This window comes from Rhizobium altiplani, assembly GCF_001542405.1.
In the GTDB taxonomy this organism is placed as follows: domain Bacteria; phylum Pseudomonadota; class Alphaproteobacteria; order Rhizobiales; family Rhizobiaceae; genus Rhizobium; species Rhizobium altiplani.
This window is the reverse complement of sequence record NZ_LNCD01000123.1, coordinates 223,329-246,548: the sequence shown is the minus strand read 5'-3', so window position 1 is coordinate 246,548 and position 23,220 is coordinate 223,329. Positions and strand designations below refer to the sequence as shown.

At 59.6% G+C, this 23,220-nt stretch carries 20 protein-coding genes and 1 riboswitch; of the genes, 6 read left to right on the top strand and 14 right to left on the bottom strand.

The window, feature by feature from the left end; translation table 11 throughout:
• Positions 1-19: 19 nt before the first annotated feature.
• From AS026_RS29485 to epmA, 7 genes are all read right to left on the bottom strand, one after another.
• The gene (locus AS026_RS29485) at positions 20-2,494 is read right to left on the bottom strand and encodes a glycoside hydrolase family 2 protein (protein ID WP_025658093.1); all 2,475 of its coding nucleotides are present in this window, start codon (positions 2,492-2,494) and stop codon (positions 20-22) included.
• Between the two features lie 16 nt (positions 2,495-2,510).
• On the bottom strand, positions 2,511-3,473 hold the full coding sequence (locus AS026_RS29480) for a DUF1839 family protein (protein ID WP_025658092.1): 963 nt from the start codon (positions 3,471-3,473) through the stop codon (positions 2,511-2,513).
• 8 nt (positions 3,474-3,481) lie between these two features.
• Positions 3,482-4,390: an amino acid--[acyl-carrier-protein] ligase gene (locus AS026_RS29475; RefSeq protein WP_025658091.1), complete on the bottom strand. Its 909-nt coding sequence runs from the start codon at positions 4,388-4,390 to the stop codon at positions 3,482-3,484.
• 4 nt (positions 4,391-4,394) lie between these two features.
• Positions 4,395-5,576 carry an acyl-CoA dehydrogenase family protein gene (locus tag AS026_RS29470; RefSeq protein WP_062373998.1) on the bottom strand — a complete coding sequence of 394 codons (1,182 nt, stop codon included), beginning with the start codon at positions 5,574-5,576 and terminating at the stop codon, positions 4,395-4,397.
• Positions 5,577-5,828 carry an acyl carrier protein gene (locus AS026_RS29465; RefSeq protein ID WP_018855877.1) on the bottom strand — a complete coding sequence of 84 codons (252 nt, stop codon included), beginning with the start codon at positions 5,826-5,828 and terminating at the stop codon, positions 5,577-5,579.
• Between the two features lie 261 nt (positions 5,829-6,089).
• The gene (locus AS026_RS29460; protein WP_062373995.1) at positions 6,090-7,142 is read right to left on the bottom strand and encodes a lysine-2,3-aminomutase-like protein; all 1,053 of its coding nucleotides are present in this window, start codon (positions 7,140-7,142) and stop codon (positions 6,090-6,092) included.
• Positions 7,139-8,206, bottom strand: a complete 1,068-nt coding sequence (epmA, locus tag AS026_RS29455; RefSeq protein ID WP_062373992.1) for an EF-P lysine aminoacylase EpmA — start codon at positions 8,204-8,206, stop codon at positions 7,139-7,141. The genes AS026_RS29460 and epmA overlap by 4 nt, the downstream gene beginning before the upstream one ends.
• A gap of 150 nt (positions 8,207-8,356) precedes the next feature.
• Here epmA and efp point away from each other — a divergent pair, with 150 nt between their 5' ends.
• Positions 8,357-8,926 carry an elongation factor P gene (efp, locus tag AS026_RS29450; protein ID WP_018855880.1) on the top strand — a complete coding sequence of 190 codons (570 nt, stop codon included), beginning with the start codon at positions 8,357-8,359 and terminating at the stop codon, positions 8,924-8,926.
• A gap of 149 nt (positions 8,927-9,075) precedes the next feature.
• On the opposite strand, the gene AS026_RS29445 is transcribed toward efp, so the two are convergent.
• Both AS026_RS29445 and AS026_RS40655 read right to left on the bottom strand, forming a co-directional pair.
• Entirely contained in the window at positions 9,076-9,339 is a 264-nt protein-coding gene (locus AS026_RS29445) for a YMGG-like glycine zipper-containing protein (RefSeq protein ID WP_018855881.1), read from the bottom strand.
• A 26-nt stretch (positions 9,340-9,365) separates the two neighbouring features.
• Positions 9,366-9,521, bottom strand: a complete 156-nt coding sequence (locus tag AS026_RS40655; RefSeq protein WP_018855882.1) for a DUF3309 family protein — start codon at positions 9,519-9,521, stop codon at positions 9,366-9,368.
• Between the two features lie 514 nt (positions 9,522-10,035).
• Between AS026_RS40655 and AS026_RS29440 the strand changes: the two genes are divergently transcribed.
• From AS026_RS29440 to AS026_RS29420, 5 genes are all read left to right on the top strand, one after another.
• Positions 10,036-13,074, top strand: a complete 3,039-nt coding sequence (locus AS026_RS29440) for a helicase-related protein (RefSeq protein WP_062373989.1) — start codon at positions 10,036-10,038, stop codon at positions 13,072-13,074.
• A 4-nt stretch (positions 13,075-13,078) separates the two neighbouring features.
• Positions 13,079-13,483, top strand: a complete 405-nt coding sequence (locus tag AS026_RS29435; RefSeq protein ID WP_062373987.1) for an RNA-binding S4 domain-containing protein — start codon at positions 13,079-13,081, stop codon at positions 13,481-13,483.
• 194 nt (positions 13,484-13,677) lie between these two features.
• Complete coding sequence (fdxA, locus tag AS026_RS29430) at positions 13,678-14,016, top strand: ferredoxin FdxA (protein ID WP_025658085.1); 339 nt, start codon at positions 13,678-13,680, stop codon at positions 14,014-14,016.
• Positions 14,017-14,379: 363 nt separating this feature from the next.
• Positions 14,380-14,952, top strand: a complete 573-nt coding sequence (locus tag AS026_RS29425; RefSeq protein WP_007528356.1) for a CarD family transcriptional regulator — start codon at positions 14,380-14,382, stop codon at positions 14,950-14,952.
• A 376-nt stretch (positions 14,953-15,328) separates the two neighbouring features.
• On the top strand, positions 15,329-16,192 hold the full coding sequence (locus tag AS026_RS29420; RefSeq protein ID WP_018855886.1) for an RNA polymerase factor sigma-32: 864 nt from the start codon (positions 15,329-15,331) through the stop codon (positions 16,190-16,192).
• A gap of 53 nt (positions 16,193-16,245) precedes the next feature.
• Here the strand turns inward: AS026_RS29420 and AS026_RS29415 are convergent, their stop codons facing one another.
• The 5 genes from AS026_RS29415 to AS026_RS29395 form a co-directional block, all read right to left on the bottom strand.
• On the bottom strand, positions 16,246-17,790 hold the full coding sequence (locus AS026_RS29415; RefSeq protein WP_025658084.1) for a M48 family metalloprotease: 1,545 nt from the start codon (positions 17,788-17,790) through the stop codon (positions 16,246-16,248).
• A gap of 247 nt (positions 17,791-18,037) precedes the next feature.
• Entirely contained in the window at positions 18,038-18,754 is a 717-nt protein-coding gene (locus AS026_RS29410; RefSeq protein WP_062373983.1) for a thiamine ABC transporter ATP-binding protein, read from the bottom strand.
• Positions 18,747-20,381 (bottom strand): thiamine/thiamine pyrophosphate ABC transporter permease ThiP, encoded by a 1,635-nt coding sequence (gene thiP / locus AS026_RS29405; RefSeq protein ID WP_062373979.1) that lies wholly within the window; start codon positions 20,379-20,381, stop codon positions 18,747-18,749. The genes AS026_RS29410 and thiP overlap by 8 nt, the downstream gene beginning before the upstream one ends.
• Positions 20,381-21,409 carry a thiamine ABC transporter substrate binding subunit gene (gene thiB / locus AS026_RS29400; RefSeq protein ID WP_062373976.1) on the bottom strand — a complete coding sequence of 343 codons (1,029 nt, stop codon included), beginning with the start codon at positions 21,407-21,409 and terminating at the stop codon, positions 20,381-20,383. Before thiB ends, thiP begins: the two co-directional genes overlap by 1 nt.
• Before the next feature lie 44 nt (positions 21,410-21,453).
• A riboswitch (TPP riboswitch) is annotated at positions 21,454-21,564 on the bottom strand.
• A gap of 60 nt (positions 21,565-21,624) precedes the next feature.
• Positions 21,625-23,157: an MDR family MFS transporter gene (locus AS026_RS29395; RefSeq protein WP_062373974.1), complete on the bottom strand. Its 1,533-nt coding sequence runs from the start codon at positions 23,155-23,157 to the stop codon at positions 21,625-21,627.
• Between the last annotated feature and the right edge of the window lie 63 nt (positions 23,158-23,220).

Genomic DNA, 23,220 nt, shown 5'->3' with positions numbered 1-23,220 from the left:
AAGGAGCAGGCTGGAGGTGTCAAAAGGAAAGCGCCCGCGTACCGCCAAGGCTTGTGACCTCACCCGAGGGTGCCTCTCCGTCTGTCCTTCCAGCCGTCGGAAGCAGACTGACGCGTTTGCTAGCGCCAGGCGCAAGATGAAACCAATCATCCTCCGGCCGATAGCCATCGACGTTGAGGTGGACCGACTGGGCGAACCTGTCGGCTGCGAGATCGACGACCCACCCTTCGTCCTGTGGCGCCACCGACACTTGGATTTCGGCGTCGTGGAGGGCCTTGGAGCGCCCCAACGGAAAATGAAAGGCATCGGCGACCACAGGACCTCCGTCCGGCAAACGCAAGCGCGCGACGGTGACGTCGTGAGACGGCGGGCCGAAGCGGAAGGCGTAAGTCGTGTCAAAAAAGGCGCCAAAGAGATCAGTGGCGGCAAAGGTCTCGCAGCTTCTCGGCGCCAAGGTCAGAATGCGGCCGCCGCTGACGGCGTGCTGCCTGCCATGCCGCAAGCAAACCAGCTCGAGATCAAGCTGGAGAGCATGCTCGGTCTCATTCAGGACGTGAACGTCGAGGCCATTTGTGCCCTCGTCGGTCACGACGACCTGCACAGGCCGGAAAGCGCGGCGCAGGGCATACCACACCGGCTTGGGCTCGCCGGTTGAATCGATCACACCCCAACCAGCTCCGGGCATCAGATCCTGCAGGGTCCAGACCAGCGCGCCGTTGCAGCTCGACCCCTTCCGGCGCCATTCGGCAAACGTCGCTTCCGCAACTTCACCGGTGACGACGCGGGAGAGATCGAGGTATCGATCACGATCCTCACGACGGAGACGCGCCGGATCCTCGCCATAGAGTTCCGCCAGATAGAAATCCCTGACGTCCTCGAAATCCCACGATGCGCCGCGATCGCGGGGGACACGTGATTTCCATAGCGGACTATGGACAGGCGGTACATCCAGATGGCGTTGCAGCGTTCGCTGCTGTGGAACATGGGCGAAAGCCAGGCTCTCGGTCGCGAAGCGAACGTTGGCACGGCGCGCGTCGTCAAGCGGGCGCATATAAGCGCCGACCCCGTAATAGTGGGTGACTCCCGCATTCGGAGAAAACGGCATCGCGCCGCCCGAAGGCGAATTTGGCACATAGGGGACGTCGGGGCGCATACGCCCGGCGATCGCCGGAATAATCTCCTCCGTGATCGGACCCGACCAATAGTCCTGCGGCAATCCCAGCATCGCGGCCTGCTGATAGATCTCGCTGCCGCCGCAAACCACCGCCAACGACGGGCACCCCTGAACGGCATGCAGCAATTCCTCGACTTCCGCGTGGACTTGCGCAGTGAGAGCCTTGTCGTTCTTCGGATAGTCGAAATTGGCAAACATGAAGTCCTGCCAGACGAGCAGACCAAGCTCGTCGCAGAGCTCAAAGAACTCCCGCGTTTCGTAGGCCATCGTGCCGCCAATGCGGAGCATGTTCATGCCTGCCTGCGCGGCAAGGCGCAGGAACGGCTCATAGTCGGCCTTGCCACCCGGCAGCCGGACGATATCCGCCGTGGTCCAGACCGCACCGCGGCAAAAGATGCGCTCGCCGTTGATCAACAACGCAAAACCCTCTCCGTCTTTTCCGCGGTCGACGTCGATGCGCCGAAAGCCGATTCGGCTGGCGTGATGCTCAACGCCGTCGACGAGGATCGAGAAATCATAGAGGCACTGTGCGCCGTGAGTATGGGGCCACCAGAGATCGACGTTCTCCAGCCTGACGATTGCCGAATAGTGATTCTCGCCGATCTTCTCGAATGTCTGCTGAACGCCTCCGCACCGGAGCACTAGATCCGGATTGTTGACATTTGCATGAAGCGAAACGCTCAGTCGCCCGGTGTTATCCGCCTCGAGCACGGCGCGGACAGTGACGTTGTCAATCGAAACGACATCGCGCCGGACAAGCGTGATGGGGCGCCACGGACCGACAGCATGAACTTCCGGACACCAGCCCGGCATGCGCCCGAGCAGCGTTGTTCGAATATTCTTCAAGCCTTGCGGCGTGATCATCTGCGGCCGCCAACGAGCGCGCGGACCGGGCTCGGCAAGCCGCGGTGCCAGCGCCCGGAAGCAAAGCGCCAGTTCGTCGCCGCCGGAAAGCGTCACCGGTATCTCGTGCATGGTGAACATGCTTCCCGATGACAGGATCTCCTGCCCATTGAGGAAGACATGACACAGCGTCGCCAAGCCCTCGAAGCGAAGAAGCGCGTCGCCGGGTTGTACGTCAAAAAGTCGGCAAAGATACCACGCATCGCGCGTGTCGAGCGGCTCGGGGTTTTCACGATCGAAGTGCCCGGCCTTCTCCAATGCCGCGGCAACGGTCCCCGGCACCTCGGCGGCGATAAACTGCGCCGACAACGGAATGTCATGCGGCGTCGCACAAGCGCCCGGTTCCGTCAGAACCAGATTCCAACCTTCGGCGAGCAGAGTTTCCTCCGCACCGACACTCGCCAACCGTCCCCGCATGCTTAGACTCCCGGCTTCACAAGCGCTCCTTGAGAGAAGCCATCATGGAATCCCACGCATCGGCTGCCGGATCAAGCGCCGTGCGCAATGGCTCGTATTTCTTCCGGGTGACCGCCCGGGCGAGCTGAAACTGCACGGACTTCGCGACTTCGGAAATTCGGCGCGCGTCTTCAATTGCGGACGCGAATTCGCTCGCAGAAAGCCAAGCCAGGTGATCTCCGGCAAGCTCGAAATTGGCACCGAACTGGCGCAGCGTATTGAATGCGTACTTGTGAAAGAAGCCAAACGGCCGCTCTGCGACTGCTTCCACCTGCTGCGGAAACACTTCGACAAAGGCGCGAATCGGATTCGAGACTGGGCGGCGACCGAAGTGAGTTCCTAGAAGCCTGCGTGCCATAGTGCTGACATGCGCCGTATCCGGCATGCGAACCGGAAATTTCGCGAACTCGGTGTAGGGAAGGAACGACGGATCGTCCGCCGTCAGTTGCAGCTGGAACAGCCCCTCGAAGTCTTCACCCTCAAGCTGGAAATAGCCGCCATTGTGGAAATACTCCACGCGCTTGCCGGTGAGATCGAGCCTGTTGATCGCCACGGTGGTCTTGCCATGCTCGGTCCGATAAGCGGTACCCTGCGTATCGGGCATATAGAACGAGTCCATCTCGATCAGGCAAAGGCGCCCGCGTGCGATCTGCACCTCGATATGCCGTTCGACGCGGTCGAAAATGGCAAGCTCAGTGACACGGATGTCATAGAGTGACTCGAGATCCTCGAGCGGCACCTTGAAGAAGGTGAACTGATCGCCCTCGAAGTCCTGCGTGAGCGTAAAGCCAAGCATCGCCTCCGGTACCGCGCCGCAGCCGCTCAGCACTTCGATCCAGAGGTCGACATAGCAATTGGTTTCAGGCCACATGCGCTCGCCGGAATGGAGCGAATGCGGTTGATAGCCGTCCGGGCGGACCCGCGGAAAGACGGCTCTCATCGTTTCATTCAGCCCCACAGCGCTTGACGCACCTTGGAAGGCCAATGCTTGACCTCGAGCCCGTGGTGATGAAACAGCGCGAGCGCGATACGCTCAAGCCCGAAGCCGACGCAAGCGGTGTGCGCAACGCTCTCGTCTTCGAGGTACAGGCCCCATTTCGCACCAAATGCGTCCTGGTGGTAGTTGAAGCTCATGCAGGCCGTCGGCTTGGCAACCGAGGTGATCGGGATAAGCAGCTCGAACTTCAGGTTCTGATCGCGCTGATTATTGGCCAGCATCTTGCCGGCACGGCCGAAGAACGGGTCGTTCGCGACATCAATGGTCACATCCAGACCGACCGCCTTCATCATTTCGACGCCGCGATCCATCCAGCGTTGACGGAAATCCGTGACGTGCTGCTCGGTCCCCATGCAAATATATTCACGCATGCGGAAGAGCTGCTGGCGGGCGGGATCCTGCGAAGGCTCGTGGCGGAAGCAATAGGATTGCAGATCGAAGAGGCCGCCGCTCATCGGCAGTTTGCCGCGCCGAGCGACAGTCGGATAAAGCGGATAGCAAGCTGCAGGCGTCAATACGATGTCGGTTGCCTGTTGATCCTTGGTCCAATCGTCGCCCACCTCCATGCACTGGAGTAGGCTGATGTGGTCGAGCTCGCTGCCGCAGAAACTGTGGACGGTGCCGGCAAGCTGCGGGAAGCTCTTCATGTAGCCGCTCTTCTCGAAGAAGGCGCGGTTCATCCCGGGCGGAAAGCGCATCGCTTCCGCGCCGTCGGCGCCGCCGAACCTGTCGATCAGGCGCTCGAAGGCGGCGATCACGTCTTCGAATTGTCCGCTGCGCCCGTAGAGACCGTCAACGCCCGTATCGATCAAGAGACCCGATTCAAATAGCCTGTCCAGAAACGTTGTCTGCACGTCCATGTCGTCACCCCAGTAAGCTAGTGTCCTGCTTATGAACAAGAAGCATGCTCGACGTATTGCCGAGAATGCGGTCATTCGAGATCATGAGTTGCGCCGAGTGGGCATCGCGCAGATGGCGGCCGACGCTGAATGGCGTGCCGTTCTTGTAGCCCATGATCCCGCAAATCAGCATCACGTGATTGACGATCTCGAGGATCGTCTCAGATGAGGCAATCTTTACGTTGTTCATCGTGACGGCGAAGCCCATGGAAGAGAGCTTGTCGGCGTCGCTCCTGGCGTCCTCGTAGGCCTTCAGACCGGCGACAACGTTCGATCGAACCATCTGCTGCAAGTTTGACACCTCGGCGAGCCTCAAGGCTCCGGGCGGTGGCGTACCCGGCGACTTGCGCGCTGCGGCGCGCACGAACGCCTGTGCACGGCCAACCGCGTCGACCGCGATGCCATACCACACGCTGCTCCAAAGAAGGTGCGACGATGCCAGCATCGATTGCGCCGCGATCTCTGCGAAAGGCTTCGGCAGGATCTGTTCGGCCGCAGCCTCGCCCTTGAAGAGGAAACCATCTGAGCAGGTACCGCGCATGCCGAGCGTGTCCCACGTATGCGTTTTTTCCAACGTGTACTGCTCCTTCAGAAAGACGGTCAGCACCTGATCGGAAGAGGCGGCAGTTGCGTGGGCACGCGAGGTAACCATGATCGCATCGGCGTGGGAGCCGTAGGATATGACAGTCGCATCTTTCTCCAGACGGCAAATGTCACGATCCACCTCGATCGCGCAGATGCTATTCCTGAGATTGCCGCCGATCCCGCCTTCCGTCGTTGCCGACGCGACCAGCAATTGCTCGGCAGCAACACGTAGCATGAAGGCCCGATGCCACTCGCTCTCGCCGCCGTGCTCAACAAGGCTGCAAAGCTTGATGTGATGCATGGCGAAGACCATGGCAGCCGCAGCACAAGCCTGACCAAGCATCGAGCATAACTCGGCGATCTGTGCGATCGTCGCGCCTTCGCCACCGAAATGGCGTGGGATCTGAACGCCTAGCAAGCGCTCGGCCCTCATTGCCTCCACGGCTTCGTGCGGGAACCTCCCTTCAAAATCGACGGAGTCTGCATGCTTTGCCGCAATCGCTGACACGCGCGCGGCTCTGGCGGCAAGATCCTCTTGCGCGATTTTGACCGGAAAGTTCATTCAGGCGACCTTCCGGCTATCTTTGATCTGGTCAACGGTCCTTGCGATCGCCGCGATGCTGGCGAAAGACTTGCGATTCAAGAGATTGTCGGGAAACTCGATATCAAAGGCTTCTTCGATGCCAAGCATAAGCTGCACGGAAGCGAAAGACGTTAGGCCGACCGCATAGAGGTCGGCATCATCGGCGACCTGATCGACAGAGACAGGGAGCTTTCCAAATTTGACCAGGAGCTCACGGATCGTAGTATTCATTATGACTTCTCCAAGATGATCATATCTCGAGTGGCGAAACCGCCTCGTTCTCGGAGTACGCGTAGTCTGGAAAAGACAAAATTGTCCTAAATGACGTAGTTAAAGTCAGCTAAGCTTCTCAGCTAAATTCCTACGAAAGAAACGGGGAAGGGGGGAGCTTGTGTGAGATTTCAACATCTTGCTCTCGAGCTGTATTTTTGGGTGACCAACGGATCTTGTGACACATTGTCCAATAACAACACTTCTTTCGCCCATTTTTGACTAGGCGACCGGCGGATACAGGTGCTCGCCGCCGCGATAATCCGAAACCGAATAGCAGCCTTCGCCCATCTCACTGATCGACTGAGGAGCGATCACTGCTTTGCCATGGCCACCGGGTATGTCGAGTATGTAGGTGGGCTGGCAAAGACCTGAAATCCGGCCACGCAATGCGGCGACGATCTTCTGCCCCTCTTCGATCGTCAGCCGAAAATGGCTCGTGCCGGGCGCCAGATCGGGATGATGCAAATAGTACGGCTTCACACGCGTCTCGACGAAGGCCTTCATCAACTCCGTCAGCACCGCCGGATCATCATTGACGCCCTTCAGAAGCACCGATTGGCTGACCATGACCATGCCGGCATCGATCAGGCGAGCGCATGCTGCGCGCGCCTCGGCGGTCAGTTCGCGGGGATGATTGGCGTGCAGCGCCACGTAGACGGTCTTGCCGCTCGCTCTCAGGGCCGCAATCAGGGCCGCATCCACCCTCGATGGATCAACCACGGGAACCCGGGTATGGAACCGCACGATCTTGACGTGGTCGATCGATGCCAGTTCGCGAAGAATTTCTTCCAGCCGTCGCGGTGACAATACGAGCGGATCGCCGCCCGTCAGGATCACTTCCCAGATTTCCTCATGGTCGCGGATATAGGCGAAGGCCGCAGACATTGCATTGGGGTCAAGGGTGCCCAAGCCTTCCGGACCGACCATCTCGCGGCGAAAGCAGAAGCGACAGTAGACGGGGCAGACATGCACCGCCTTCAAGAGCACCCGGTCGGGATAGCGATGAACGATCCCCTGTACGGGACTATGGGCTTCGTCGCCGATCGGGTCGGCGCGCTCTTCGGGCGTCGTGATCAGCTCAGCCGGCTCAGGAACGAATTGCCGGGCGATTGGATCTGAATCATCGGCTCGGTCGATCAATCCTGCAACGGTCGGAGTCAATGCAATGGCATAGCGTGCGGCGACATCAGCCAGCGCGTCCCGGTCTCTCCGAGCCAGCAGCCCTGCGCGTGCCAGCCCTTCGACCGTCTTGATGGGCCCGTTACTGTTCATCTGCCGTACTCCGCGACCGGAGCCCACATCACCTGATCGATCCGCGAGGCCCCGGTTGCCAGCATCACCAGCCGATCGAAGCCAAGAGCGATGCCGCTTGCCTCGGGCATGATGGCAAGCGCGTCCAGAAAGTCCTCATCGAGAGGATAGCTTTCGCCGTAGATGCGAGCTTTTTCAGACATCTCGATCTCGAAGCGGCGGCGCTGTTCCGCCGTATTGGTAAGCTCGCCGAAGCCGTTTGCAAGCTCGACGCCGCAGGCATAGACCTCGAAACGTTCGGCAACACGGGGATCTCGCGCCGAGGGGCGCGCTAGTGCCGCTTCCGACACCGGATATTCGTCAAGAATGGTCACACGGTCGAAACCCAGATGAGGCTCGACCTTTTCGACAAGCACGCGGCTGAACAAGTCCGCCCAACCATCGTCATCGGCAACACGCATGCCGACCCTCCTGACCTGGTCAGCTAGATGCGCCCGATCCGTCGCACCGTCGGCTGCAACGGAGCCCAGCAGATCAATACTGGCATAGCGTTCGAAAGCCGCGGCAACACTGATCCTGTCCGGCCCGGCAAACGGATCGCAGTCCCGGCTTTTATAGGTGAGCCGCGCCGTCTTCATGGTTTCCGCAGCAAGCGCCAGGATTCGAACGCAATCCATCATCAGGCTCTCGTAACTTTCGCCCACGCGATACCACTCGAGCATGGTGAACTCCGGGTGGTGCAGGGGGCCGCGCTCGCGGTTGCGATAGACGTGGGCGAAACAGGCGATGCGCTGTTCGCCGGCCGAAAGCAGCTTCTTGCAGGCGAATTCAGGCGAGGTATGCAGATAAAGCGGCGCTGCAGTCTGGCCGTCCGTCGTCAAGGCTTCGGTGGCAAACGCATGAAGATGCGCCTCGTTGCCCGGCGAAACCTGCAGCGTCGCGGTGTCGACCTCCAGAAAATCCTCGCTCAGGAAATAGCGGCGCAGCGCGGACTGGATGGCATTGCGCCCAATCAGGAACGGACGGCGGTCCAAATGCACGCTCGGCGTCCACCACGGCGATACTTTGGCGTTCGAGGGATTCATTGGCGTCGTCCTGGCCGGCCTTCCAACGCTAGGGCTGGCTATTTGCCGGATTTTAGGTTAGTTGCGCCCCCAAAGAACAATCAATCGCGTCTTCGGGGCTGTATCGACAGTCCTCTACGACGCCAAAAGCCGAGTTACAAGGAAGTCTTAATGGTCAAGGTCATCGCCTCTTCCGTCCGCAAGGGCAACGTTCTCGACGTGGATGGCAAGCTCTACGTCGTTCTGACTGCCCAGAACTTTCATCCGGGCAAGGGCACGCCGGTCACGCAGGTCGACATGCGTCGTATCGTTGACGGCGTCAAGGTCTCCGAGCGCTGGCGTACAACCGAACAGGTCGAGCGCGCCTTCGTCGAAGACGTGAACTTCCAGTATCTCTACGAAGATGGCGAAGGGTTCCACTTCATGAACCCGGCGACCTACGACCAGGTGGTCGTGAACGATGAAACGATGGGCGATCAGAAGGCCTATCTGCAGGAAGGCATGACCTGCATCCTGTCGATCCATGAAGGCGTTCCGCTGGCTCTCGAACTGCCGCGCCACGTGACCCTCGAAATCACGGAAACCGAACCGGTCGTTAAGGGCCAGACGGCCTCGTCCTCCTACAAGCCGGCAATGCTGTCGAACGGCGTGCGCACCATGGTGCCGCCGCACATCAACGCCGGCACGCGCGTCGTTATCGCCACGGAAGACAATTCCTACGTCGAGCGCGCAAAAGACTGACTGTCTGCCGCATGCGCCGAGTAAACTAAGCCGCTTTGGAAACGAGGCGGCTTTTTTGCTGTCGGCAGTTAGCTGATCCGGCGGTTGCTCAAACAAAAAGCGCCGGTCAGGCCGGCGCTTTCGATCTCAAAAATAGTAATCCTAGCGCCTTAGTAGCGCGGGCAACGTGCCTCGTAACGGCGCCCGTAGCGGTCTCTGTAGACGCAGTAACCGCGACGTTCAACGGACTGGCCGATCAGTGCGCCAGCGAGACCGCCGGCAACGGCACCGATTGCAGCACCGCCCCAGCTATGGCTGACGGCACCGCCGATAATAGCGCCGGAACCCGCGCCGATTGCGGTTCCCTGTTCCGTCGCCGTGCAGGAAGCAAGTGCGCCGACGAGGGCGCCAATGAGCACAATCTTCTTCATCATGACATAACTCCCAGTTTTTTCGTCGCTTAGATGCGACCCATTAGCACAAGAATAACAATAATCAGGAGAACTAGCCCTAAACCGCCGGAAGGTCCATAGCCCCATCCGCGGCTATAGCCCCAATTTGGTAAGGCGCCGATCAAAAGCAGAATAAGGATAATGAGCAGTATGGTGCCAAGCATGGTTCAAGTCCTCGACGTCATTACACCTGGAATGGACGAGAAACACACATCTCCGATTTTTGTTCCATATGTATCAAATGTTTGGTTTTAGCGGCAAAATGACCTAATCGTACGCCGTTTTCCGTCCCGCCGCGTAATATTGCCCCCATGACAACAAGACACGGGCAGATGTCGCTCGTCGATTTCGGACAAAACGACGTTGACAGCCTGGACAAGATTGCGTTGCACGTATGCCGCGAATTTCGAGATTCAGCATCTTGTGGGAAAAAGTGATTCAAAATCAATACTTAGCCGTGAACAAACACTGAATCATGCGGAGTCTGCGATTCGTCTCCGATTCGTTCTCAAGCTGTTCCGAATCGCAAAACGAGCAATCTGCAAGCTATTCGCGCAACAGAAAACTGCAGAGTAAATTCAAATCGGCCCTTGCGTTTGAGACAACGGCTGTCCATGTGTGTGCTGCTCGGAGAGGAGCTGACTTGACCTGGGGCACCCTCGCCTCATCTGCAGGACCATGACACTGACATCGCAGCCGATGATACTGAGTGGGCGCGGAGTAACCGCGGTGCTCGGACCAACCAATACCGGCAAGACGCATTATGCCATTGAGCGCATGGTTGCCCATGGCACCGGCGTGATCGGGCTGCCGCTGCGGCTGCTGGCGCGCGAGGTCTATACACGCGTCGCCGAAAAGGTCGGAATTCAAAACGTTGCGCTGGTAACGGGCGAAGAGAAAATATCGCCGCCCAACGCCCGCTTTTCGGTCTGCACCGTCGAGGCAATGCCACGCGAGACGAAGGCGGCGTTCGTCGCCATTGACGAGGTTCAACTCGCCGGCGACCTCGAGCGAGGGCACATCTTTACGGATCGGATCCTTCATCTGCGCGGCCGCGACGAGACGCTGTTGCTCGGCGCCGGTACAATGCGTCCGATCCTGCAGCAACTGCTCCCTGGAATTACCATCGTCGAGCGTCCCCGGCTTTCCCACCTGTTCTATGCCGGACAGAAGAAGATTACCCGCCTCCCGCAGCGTTCGGCGATCGTCGCCTTCTCTGCCGACGAAGTCTATGCGATTGCCGAGTTGATCCGCAGGCAGCGCGGCGGGGCCGCCGTCGTTCTCGGAGCCCTCAGTCCGCGCACCCGCAATGCGCAGGTGGCACTCTACCAAGCCGGCGATGTGGAATATCTGGTCGCCACGGATGCGATCGGCATGGGCCTCAATCTCGACGTCGACCACGTCGCCTTCGCGCAGGATCGCAAATTCGACGGCTATCAGTTTCGTAACCTCAACCCCGCCGAACTTGGGCAGATTGCCGGCCGTGCCGGTCGACATGTTCGCGACGGGACGTTTGGCGTCACCGGTCAGGTCGATCCCTTTGATGAGGAATTGGTTGAACGCATCGAAGGCCACGAGTTCGACAATGTGAAAGTGCTGCAGTGGCGCACGAAAAACCTCGACTTCAGCTCCCTGCATGCGCTCCGCGTGAGCCTTGAGACCGGCCCTACGGTTTCTGGCCTGACACGCGCGCTCCCCGCCGTCGACCAGCAAGCGCTGGAACAGCTGTCGCGCTACCCCGAGATCATCGACCTTGCGAACAATCCGGCGCGCGTCGAGAAACTGTGGGAAGCCTGCGCGCTTCCGGACTATCGCCGCATTGCACCGGCCCAACACGCCGATCTGATTTCCACCCTCTTTTCCGATCTCGTCCGCTATGGCACGGTAAACGAGGACTTCCTTGCCGAGCAGGTATATCGCGCGGATCGAACAGACGGTGAGATTGACACGCTTTCGGCGCGAATCGCGCAGATAAGGACTTGGACCTATGTATCGAATCGGCCCAATTGGCTTGCCGATCCGACACACTGGCAGGAAAAGACGCGGGAAATCGAAGATCGATTGTCCGATGCGTTACATGAAAGGTTGACGAAACGCTTTGTTGATCGCAGGACATCTGTGCTCATGAAGCGCCTGAGAGAGAATGCGATGCTGGAAGCTGAAATCAGTGTAAATGGCGATGTCTTCGTAGAAGGACATCATGTGGGGCAACTGTCGGGATTCCGGTTCACGCCCATTTCGGGAGCGGAGGGACCGGACGCTAAGGCTGTCCAGTCTGCTTCGCAGAAGGCGCTCGCTCTGGAATTCGAGGCACGTGCGGCTCGCCTCCATGCGGCCGGCAATGGCGATCTCGCGATCAGCTCCGACGGTTCGATCCGTTGGCTGGGCGACCCGGTGGCACGCCTGGCAGGCAGCGATCATGTCATGCGCCCGCGTGTCATCATTCTCGCCGACGAGCAGTTGACCGGCAATGCCCGCGACCATGTGGCCGCTCGTATCGAGCGCTTCGTAAATCACCACATCAGCACCGTCCTGAAGCCGCTTGACGATCTGTCCCGCGCAGAGGACCTGCAGGGCCTTGCAAAGGGCCTGGCATTCCAGCTTGTCGAGAACCTCGGCGTACTGTTCCGGCGCGACGTGACCGAAGAAGTGAAGTCGCTGGATCAGGATGCGCGGGCCTCAATGCGCCGCTACGGTGTCCGCTTCGGCGCCTACCACATCTTCGTTCCGGCACTTCTCAAGCCCGCCCCGGCAGAGCTCATCACGCTCCTCTGGGCGTTGAAGAATGATGGCCTCGACAAGCCAGGTTATGGCGATCTCATTCCCGTGCTGGCGGCAGGCCGTACCTCGGTCGTTACCGATCCGGGCTTCGAGCGCACCTTCTACAAGCTGGCCGGCTTCCGGTTCCTTGGCAAACGCGCGGTCCGTATCGACATTCTGGAGCGCCTGGCCGACATTATTCGCCCGCTCCTTCAGTGGAAGCCGGGCCAGGCCAATCGTCCCGAAGGCGCTTATGACGGTCGCCGTTTCACGACGACAACCGCCATGCTTTCGATCCTCGGCGCAACGCTGGAGGACATGGAAGAGATCCTGAAGGGGCTCGGCTATCGCGCCGATGCCGTCAAGGCGGAAGAGGCAGCTGCCCATCTGTCGGCTCAGGACGCTGCCGCAGCGCCGGCGACCGAGACGGCGGTTGAGGAAAATGCAGAGAAGGCAGATCACGACGATGCCGACAGCGCATCGGAGGAAGCCCCTTCCGAAGCCCCAGCTGCTGTTGAAGCAGTGGCAGCCGAACAGCCGGTCATCGCAAGTCCCGAAGAAGCCGAGGAGCCGAAGCCGGTCCTTCTCTGGCGCCTTGGTGGCCGTACGGACAACCAGCGTCAGGCTCGCAGCCCGGGCGAACGCCGTGGCGGCAACAATCGCGGCCAGGACCGGGGGTCCGAACATCGCCGCCAGGGTGCTGCGAATGGCGAGGGCCGCGACGGCAACCGCCAGCATCGCGGCAAGGATGGCGGCAAGCCACAGCAGGGACGCGGTGACCGCAACGAACAGCGTGGCGACCGTCAGGACCGTGGCGACCGCAAGGATCGCAACAACAACCGTGGCGGACCACAGCCGTTGCGCTTCGAGGCAAAGCCACCGCGCAAGGAAAAGCCGATCGATCCGGATTCTCCTTTCGCCAAGCTCGCTGCCTTGAAGGAGCAGATGAAGAAGTAAGCGGATGAGCAGTGAGACACAGCCAGGAAGCGGTTCGCGACAGCGCATCGACAAGTGGCTGTTCTTCACGCGCATGGTGAAATCGCGCTCGCTGGCACAAAGCCACATTCAATCCGGGCATGTGCGGATCAATGGCGAGCGCGCCCTTCAACCGAGCCAAATGGTCAAGACGGGCGACAGGGTCGAGCTGGCGCTGGAGCGCCGCGATGTTGTCCTCATCGTCAAATCGGGCGGCGAGCGACGTGGTCCCTACGAGGAAGCCCGGCTGCTCTATGAGGACCTGACTCCGCCACCCGACGAGGCAAAGCGCCTGACACCTTACGAACAGGCGATGCGCGCTACGGGCACGGGCAGACCCACGAAAAAGGACCGCCGTGCAATCGACAAGCTGATGTCGGACGAGGATTAGAAAACTCTGTCCGAACAGCCGGGTTTTGCGACGTCTTTATTCTTGAAATCCGCAGACAAAGCCGATACGTCACAATCAACTTGCCGGATAGCGTAAATGCCTCCCCCGCATTTCACTGCTTCCTTTCCGGTTAGGGGAAAGGCGCGACGTTCCAGGTTGCCCGGCCCCATTGTGTGGAAGTCCTGGAGTTCTTCATGACCTATGTCGTGACCGACAATTGCATTCGCTGCAAATATACCGATTGCGTGGAAGTCTGCCCCGTCGACTGTTTCTATGAAGGCGAGAACTTCCTCGTCATTCATCCTGACGAATGCATCGACTGCGGCGTTTGCGAGCCGGAATGTCCTGCCGAAGCCATCAAGCCGGATACGGAGCCGGGCCTCGACAAGTGGCTCAAGGTCAACGCCGAATATGCGAGCATTTGGCCGAACATCACGATCAAGAAGGATGCCATGCCGGAAGCCAAGGAAATGGACGGCGAAACCGGCAAGTTCGAGAAGTACTTCTCGGAGAAGCCCGGAGCGGGCGACTGATCTTCCCCCAAACCTCGGCCTGAAGCGTGCCTGCAGCATATGGGTGTCATGTGTTGCGCGCATGACTCAGGTGCAGCAAATTATTGATTTCGTCATATTTTTGTGATAGGTTCCCGACACTGATCCATTTGCGGCATGAAGTATGCCCAAACCACCACGAAAGCAAAACAAATCCAAAAACGCGGTTTCCGTGACATATCAACGCCTTGAGCTGTGAGGCTCTAAGCTTGTGCGCATGGATATGTTTGTTTTTGTCCGGTGGGACCAGAAGTAAGTCACCCGACGGATCCGACCGTCTCATCCGGGCTTGACTGACCCGGCTCCGGCTGCAGCCGGGAGCGTAACAGGGAGTGTTTGAATAGAATGACGACCCAGCAGAAAAAACCTTCTTCCGCACGTCACGGCTTCAAGACCGGTGAATCGATCGTGTACCCCGCACATGGCGTCGGTACCATCAGCGCCATCGAAGAGCAAGAAGTAGCAGGCATGAAGCTTGAACTTTTCGTTATCGATTTCGAGAAGGACAAGATGCGTCTGAAAGTGCCGGTCGCCAAGGCCATGAGCATCGGCATGCGTAAGCTCTCCGAAACCGATTTCGTCGAGCGTGCATTGAAGGTTGTGCAGGGCAAGGCGCGCGTCAAGCGTACCATGTGGTCCCGTCGCGCCCAGGAATATGATGCGAAGATCAATTCCGGCGACCTCATTTCCATTGCTGAAGTTGTCCGCGATCTCTATCGCGCCGAGAACCAGCCGGAACAGTCCTATTCCGAACGTCAGCTGTATGAAGCTGCACTTGATCGCATGGCACGCGAAATCGCTGCCGTGAACAAGATGTCGGAAACCGAAGCCGTTCGCCTCGTCGAGACCAACCTCAACAAGGGTCCGAAGCGCGGCAAGGCAATCGAAGAAGACGAATCTCAGGATGAAGCTGCATAAGCTTTCCTTGTTTTTCCTGAAAAAAACCCGGCCTTGTGCCGGGTTTTTTATTGGAACTTTTTCCGAGGTGGCGCGTTTTAAAGATGTAGCTGCGGACCGCGTCGGGAACTGACATTACCCTCCTCGAACGCTCGCATCCTGGAAACGATCGATGAGGAGCGGATCATGCCTTCCACGTTCTGCCTATCCGGCAACTTGAAGAAACTGGTCCTACCCGGCCGTATTACCGGCGCATAACCCTAAGCTAGGGCCCCATCTGGAAACGTCCAGAGTTCGGGGCCTTTATACGTTCAAGACATGAATTTGATCTGGGCAGCCAATGTCCGGAAGCAAGATTTCTTTGCCCTTTTTTGGCGTCACGCCTCAGGAGACCGATATGAAGAACATGTCAGCAGACCGGCGCATGATCAAAATCGCCATGGCGGCTCCCTACCTTGCTCGCGAAGAGGAACACGATCTCGCAATCCGCTGGAAGAACAATGATGATCGTGGCGCCCGTAACCAGATCGCCATGGCCCATATGCGTCTCGTTATCTCGATGGCCGGAAAGTTTCGCAACTTCGGCCTCCCCATGAGCGACCTTGTCCAGGAAGGCTACGTCGGTCTGCTGGAGGCTGCGGCCCGCTTTGAGCCCGAGCGTGATGTCCGCTTCTCCACCTATGCAAGCTGGTGGATCCGCGCCTCTATCCAGGACTACATCCTACGCAATTGGTCGATTGTTCGCGGCGGTACGAGTTCTGCCCAGAAGGCCCTGTTCTTCAATCTTCGCCGTCTGCGCGCCAAGCTTGCCAGGGGCGACACGCAGCTCACGCTCCAGTCCATCCACCAGGAAATCGCGGCAGCCCTCGGCGTCAGCCTTTCAGACGTCCAGACGATGGACGCCAGGCTCTCGAGCAATGACGCCTCGCTCCAGGCGCCCTCAGTCTCGGGTGATGCCGACAGCGCCGAGAAGATGGATTTCCTCGTCAGCGACGATCCTCTCCCAGACGAGCAGGTATCGAACATGATCGACGGCGAGCGTCGGCGCAATTGGCTCGCTTCGGCCCTGAAGCACCTCAATGAGCGGGAAATGAAGATCATCAGCGCCCGCAGGCTCGCCGAAGATGGCGCTACGCTTGAGGAACTCGGTGCAGATCTCGGCATTTCCAAGGAGCGCGTCCGGCAGATCGAAAGCCGGGCGATGGAAAAACTCCGCAGCGCTCTCGTGAGTGCTGACCCGTATATGGCCGCATCGGCCTGAAAGAGCTTACTCCCCCAGTGATGCAACTGGCCCGGTGAAAACCGGGCCTCTTTCTATTCCGCAATAATCTTGACGCGGTCGCCGGGAGAGACAGCGGCGCCGGTCGGCAGGGCATTGATAAGCTTGAAGAGATCGAGCTTTCGATCCGTGCCCATCATCCGCGAAGCAAGCGTCGTGATGTTCTCGCCTGGCCGTACCTTGACGACCCGGACCCGCAGAGGCTTCAGGGAAGCCGTTTCTTCCGGGGTCATGCGGCGGAAGCTTGCCCGCAACACGTCGGCCGTCTGCTGCAAGACCGGGCTTCCCTTCGGGACGGCCGTCAGGAACCGGAAAATCTGCGCATTGTTGCGGATCACCGTGACGTCGAAATCCCAACGATCTGCACTCGCGCGTGCCGTTGCGGCCTCCATACCGTTGACCGTGATCTGCTGAATGGTCGACGGATCGAGACCGGTAACCCAGCCGCTCGAGATATAGTTGGTCAGGCTTTGGTTCTGGTTATCGGCAACACCATCGAAGCGGATTGCGATGTCGCCCGGACCGGTCGCCATAACCGCCTCGACTTTGTTGTCGATCTTGAAATCGGGAGGTACGTCGAAGCGAATGCCAAGCCCGCCATGCAGGAAGGTCTGGCCGCGGACATAGCCTTCCTCCGGACTGTCGCCGTAGAGCAGGCCATCGATCCCATCGAGATAATAGTCCCTGCCCGTATCGCCAACCTTGCCTTCCTGGCCGAAAGCACGTGCATGATCGCGCGCGAGTTCGATGCGCTGCGCAGAGTTCGGGTGGCTGGAGAGGAAGTCGAGGCTCTGATCCGCCTCAGGATCGACCGACATGAAACGGCTATAGGCGGCCATGGAGTCCAGGAACCGCGCAGCGGCATAGGGATCATAGCCTGCTTCACCAAGCATACGGACGCCGATCACGTCGGCCTGCAATTCCTGCTGCCGCGAGAAAGCAGCCAGTCGGAGCTTGCCGCGCGCCAGAGCCTGCTTGCCGGCAATATCGCTCGACAGCACCTCGGCAACGACGCGGCTGGCAATGACTTCCGCCTCCTCGCGCTTCTGCCGTTCGATGCCGTGGTTTGCGGTAACGTGGCCCATCTCATGCGAGAGAACGGCAGCGACCTCGGATGCGTCGTTGGCGAGCGCCAGCAGACCGCGTGTCACATAGAGATAACCGCCCGGCAGAGCGAATGCGTTGATAGCCGGCGAGTTCAGGATGGTGATGCGATAGGACTGGCTCGGGTTCTCGGAGACGGCCGTCAGCGCGCCCGTGATCCGGGCGACCAGGCGCTCGGTCTTTGCGTCCTTGTACTCGCCTCCATAGCTCGCAACGATGCGCGGATGTTCGCGCGCACCCATGGCAGCGCGCGGATCGTTCTTCTGGACTTCATCGACGATCTGCGGATTGGAGGACGGCGCAACGCTTGGCTGATAGGACTGCTCGAGAATGGACTGACAACCATACAGCGCCATGCTTGTCGCACAGACGACCGAGGCTCGTCGCACCAGACGGCACGCAGACGAGAGCACATCACTGGAAGGCGCGGGGAATTTCCACGTCGGCATACTGTCCAGTCTGGCTCTCCAAGTCATCTTGCGTGTCAACCGGTCCACTTCCGCGACCCGGCCGGTCTCATCGTGATTCAACAGGCGTCCGTCCCCGCTCTTGCACTGCACAATCGGGGACACAAGTCTTTGCTGTAACTGATTTCCGCATCGGTTGCATAGCGAGACTCTGAGTAAATGTGGCGCCGTTGTATTTTAGCAAGCCTAACGTGCTTTTGAGTTTCCTCGGTCGCCTCAAATTATGGCGAAAGTGCCGTTGCGACTGCCAGATTCGTCAACTGCGGAGAAATTGCGTCAATCCTGGATGGTCCGCGCGGCCCAGAAATTCGTCAATTGGAGCCGCCACGACAATCCTGCCGTCTTCAAGGAAAAGACCGAAGTCTGCGATCCGTTTCACCTCGTCCGGATCGTGCGAGACGACGACGACGGTATTGCCGGTTTCACGATGCATGTCGAGCAGCAGCGCCGCCATTCCGTTTCGCAAACCGGGGTCAAGCGCCGCGAAGGGCTCGTCCAGCAGCAGCACCGGCCGGTTGCGAACAAGCGCGCGTGCAAAGGCTACCCGCTGCCGTTCCCCGCCGGAGAGCGTCCCTGGCATCCGCCGTTCGAAACCGGCGAGTCCCACCTTTTCAAGCGAAGACGAGATGGTTCGGCAATTTGCGGTCGTGAGTTTCAACGACGGGTTAATGCCAAGGCCGATGTTGGTAAAGATATCGAGGTGCGCGAACAGATTGTTATCCTGGAAGACCAGGGAGACCGGCCGCTGCGCCGGGTAAACCTCGGTCACATCTTTTCCGGCGATCAGGATCCGCCCCTTGAGAGCCGTGTCGAAGCCGGCAAGCAGATTGAGGAAGGTTGACTTGCCGGCCCCGGACGCCCCCGTCACGGCAATTACGGCACCGGTGGGAAGCCGGCAATCAAACTGAAAATTCTGATTGCCGAGCTGAAGACCGACCCGCTGCATCTCGATCGCGAACTTAGAATCAACCATGGACGGCAACCTCTCGGCGCACGGGGCCCATCGTACCGGCAATCGTGAGCAGCAGACAGGCGACGCCAAGGATCAGCGCCAGCCCATCCGCATCGTTCGTCCGATAGCTGCCCATACGGCTATAGACGAGCCATGGCAGGGTGACGAAGCCGTCCGAACCGAACAGCGCAACCGCGCCCAGATCGCCGAGCGACAGCGCCATCGCGAACGAAAATGCCGTAAGCATCGGCTTGAACAGGGCTGGCGTGTCGATGAGGCGCAGCCGCGCCCAACCTGTGACACCGAGACTCGCCGCAAGCTTCTGCGTCCGATGCTTGTGGACGATGAAAGCCGGCTCAAGGACACGCATCACAAAGGGCAGCGACATCAACGCGTTGATGGCGACAATCAGCAGCGGAGCGACAGCACTCACGTCACTGAGATTTCTCAAGGCAAGGAACCAACCGGTCGCAAGGACGATTGGCGGCACGAGCAACACCAGCGACGACGCGCCGCCCATGGCGGCAAAAAGAAGCCTCCTGCCGAAGGTCCCTGAACCCCGGAGAAGCGCCGCGCGGCGCGCGCTCACCAACGTCATCGAAATCAGCAAAGCGAGAGCCGCCGCGGAGATCGAGATAGCCAGGCTGGTCGCAGCCGATTGCCAGAAGATGGGCTCGCGCAAGAGCTTCATCAGATCGGACCGCAGGCCGGCCAGGACCACAGACATTAGAGGGAACGCTAGAAACAGCGTGGCAAGCAGCAGGACGCCACTATCCGCAAGCCGCGCGCCCGGTAGTCGCCCATCCGGACGCCTGACAGGCTTGCCAACTGTCATCCCTTCGTCCTCGGGAGCGGGGAGAAGCGACAGGGCTCCTAGGATCATTGATGTAAGTACGATCTGAAGCAGGGAAAGCGTAACGGCCCGGCCAGGGTCGAAATCGAAGCGCAGGGACTGATAGATGGCAACCTCGACCGTCGTTGCCGCAGGGCCACCACCCAACATCAGCACAAGCGTGAAGCTCGTGGCGCACAGCATGAAAATCAGGCCGGCGATACCGGGGACGACCGAGCGCAGGACCGGCCATTCGATGAAGCGAAAAGTCGAGCCGGAGCGCATGCCCAAGCCACTCGCCATCAGCCAATATTCCGATGGCACACGGTCCAGTGCAGCCAGCATCAGGCGGGCCGCCAGTGGCATGTTGAAGAAGACATGCGCCAGCAGGATCCCCGAGAGCCCGTATATGCTGACCGGTTCCGCCAGGCCGAACTTAAGCAGCGCCGAGTTCATGATGCCCTGCCGCCCCCAAATACCGATCAATCCGAGCGCCCCAATCAGAACAGGAAGCCCCATCGGCACGGCCATCAGCCTGATAATCCAGATACGGCCGGGGAAATGCTGTTGACGCGCCAGGGCTTGCGCGACCGGAATGGCAAAAACGATGGAGAGCGCGGTGGAGAGCACGGCCTGCAACAGCGTGAAACGCAATATCCGCAGGATGTACGGTTCAAACACGGTCGCAAGAATCGACGAACCGCCGCTCGAGAGAAGCAAAGCAAGGACCGCAAGGCCGACGAAAGCGATAATGCCGGCGAGGCTCGCGGCCCCGCCCAGCATCGCCCGTCGCATCTCTGCCTTGGTCAAAAGCATCAGTTCATGCTCATGGCAGCCAGCCACTCGTCGATCCAGGCTTTGCGATTCTCGGCAACTTCGTCCGAGCTCATCAGAAAGGTCTTTGATGGATTCACGAGCTTGCCGAACGCATCCGGCAGCGGTTGCGATGTCGCGGAAACCGGCATCATCCAGTTGTTGGTCGGAATGGTGTCCTGGAAGCCCGGCGTCACCATGAATTTCAGGAAATCGCGCGCAAGTTCCTTGTCAGGCGCATTCTTCAGCAGTCCGGCAACTTCGATCTGTATGTAATGGCCCTCTGAAAATGCAGCGGCCTGGTAGCGGTCCGTATTCTCCGCGACCATGTGATAGGCAGGCGATGTCGTGTAGGAAAGCACCATCGGTACTTCCCCCTTGGTGAACAGCCCATAGGCCTCTGACCAACCGGGCGTTACCGTCAAAACCCGCTTCTTGAGTTTTGCCCAAGCCTCCGGCGCCTTGTCGCCGTAGACGGATTTTACCCACAACAGGAGACCGAGCCCGGGCGTCGAGGTGCGCGGGTCCTCGATGACGATCTTCTGCGAAGGGTCGCCTTCGACTAGGTCCTTCATGCTTTGCGGCGGGTTCTTGATCGTTTGGGTATCGTAGATGACGGCGAAGTGGCCATAGTCGTACGGCACGAATACATCGTCCTTGTAGTCGCCCGGCACCTTGAGCCCGCCGACATCGATACCGCTCGCATCGAACAGGCCGGTCGCCTTCGCTTCCGTGGTCAGGTTCGTATCCAAGCCAAGCACGATATCTGCCTTCGTGCCGGCGCCTTCGAGCTTAAGACGCGACAACAGTGCCACGCCATCCGCCACGCTGACGAAATTGACATTGCAGCCGCAGGTCTTCTCGAACGCTTCCTTGACCTTCGGCCCCGGACCCCATTCGGATATGAAGCTTTCATAAGTGTAGACGGTAAGCGTCTTGTCTGCCGCCTGCGCGCCGGCGCCGGTCAGGGTTGCAGTCGCGATGAAGATCGTGGCAAGCAACGAACGGCTCGGGAATTTGAATTTGAACATGGCACCTCTCCTCTGGTTTGCTTGAAGGGGAAAAGGGCGGTGCCAGATGTCACGCGTCTAATCCCTCCGCCGGTGTTAGCCGGATCAGGTTCCGCGGGTTGGCTTTCAGCCTCTCAGCCGCGTGCCTGATGGCACGGGCACCCCGTTAGAGCGCTTGAGATGTATCGCCACGCTAGGCGTCTTGCAAGGGGCGGCCCTAGGGCCGCCATCGGGATTTACTCGGCGGCTTCGGCACTTGCCGGCGGTCGCACCTCTACCACGCGTGGCAACTGCGTGGGTTTCAGCATCAAGGCAGCACAAAGGCCGATGAGAGCGATCGCGCACGAAGCGATGAAAAGCGGCGTGAACGCATTGGCATAGACGTCGGCGACGGCCTGCCGCACCTGCTCCGGCAACGCCGCCAGCATCTTTGGCGTCAGCTGCTCGATATCGGTCACGCCGGGAATGGAGAGTCCGGTCTTGCCGAGCTGCGAGCCGATGATCGCACCATAAATGGAGATGGCGATCGATGCACCGCCCATGCGTGACAGCGTCACTGATCCCGTTGCGGCGCCGACGTCGCGCGCCGGAGCGGCATTCTGGACGCCGATGACCGGGACCTGCTGTGCTAGGCCGACGCCGAAGCCGTGGAGAGCCATCACCGCCCCGATCACCATGACCGGTGTTCCGACATGAACCTGAGTGAGCAGCACAAACGCGATGGCACTGCAGGTCAGGCTTGCGATCGCGAACGGCTTGTAGCGCCCGGTGATGGAGATGATGCGGCCGGCAGAGAGCGACCCGCAGACGATGCCGCCGGTCAGAAGAATGAAGAAGGCCCCGGCCGCGGACGGCGAAAGGCCGGTCGTCGTCTGCAGGAACAATGCGAAATAATTGACCATGCCGATGCCGATCGCGCCACTCATGATTGACATGATGAGCAGCAGGCTGAATGTCGAATTGCGAAACAGCGACAGGGGAACGATCGGCTCCGCGGCGCGACGTTCGACGAAGATCCAACCGATCGCCGCCGCTACACCGAGCGCCATGATCGCCAGGCTTTGAGGAGCGACAAGCGAGCCGAAAACCTGAGAGCCATCGGCGGCGAGAACGATGCTTGCCGTCGTCAAGGCGAGCAGCAGGGCGCCGGCGTAATCGATCTTCGGACGGCGGTTGGGCTTCCGGTAGGGCAGCATCAAAGCCAGACCGACAAGGACGACGAAACCGATCGGAACATTGACGAGGAAGATCGAGCGCCAGCCGAAAAGATCGCTCATTGCCCCGCCAAGGACGGGTCCGATAGCGCCCGAGGCCATCAGAACGAGGCTGGAATAGCTCTGGTACCGCGCCCGTTCGCGCGGCTCGAAGAGGTCCGCGTTGACGGCGAAGATCGAGACCATGATCCCGCCTCCGCCAAGTCCCTGCAGCACGCGGGCCGCAATCAGCGTGTTCATGGATACCGCCAGTCCGCAGACGGCGGAACCGACCGTGAAGATCATGATCGCGGCCATCATTACATACTTGCGGCCGAAGAGATCACCGAGCTTGCCATAGAGCGGCATCACCGCGCTCACGGCGAGAAGATAGGCGGAGCCGACCCAGCTGAACCGCTCGAGGTGGCCGAACTCGCCGACGATCGTCGGCAAAGCCGTTGCGACGATCTGGTTGTCGAGTGTCGCCATGAACATGGCCGCCATCAGGAAAAGGAAGAGGATGAACCGCCGGCGGTGATCCGTCACAAGCGGCGCCGCGGCAATTTGAGTATCCATGAAGCGTCGTTCCATATTGGGGAGTGGCTTATTTATGTGCTGTTAGCATATATTTGTCAATGT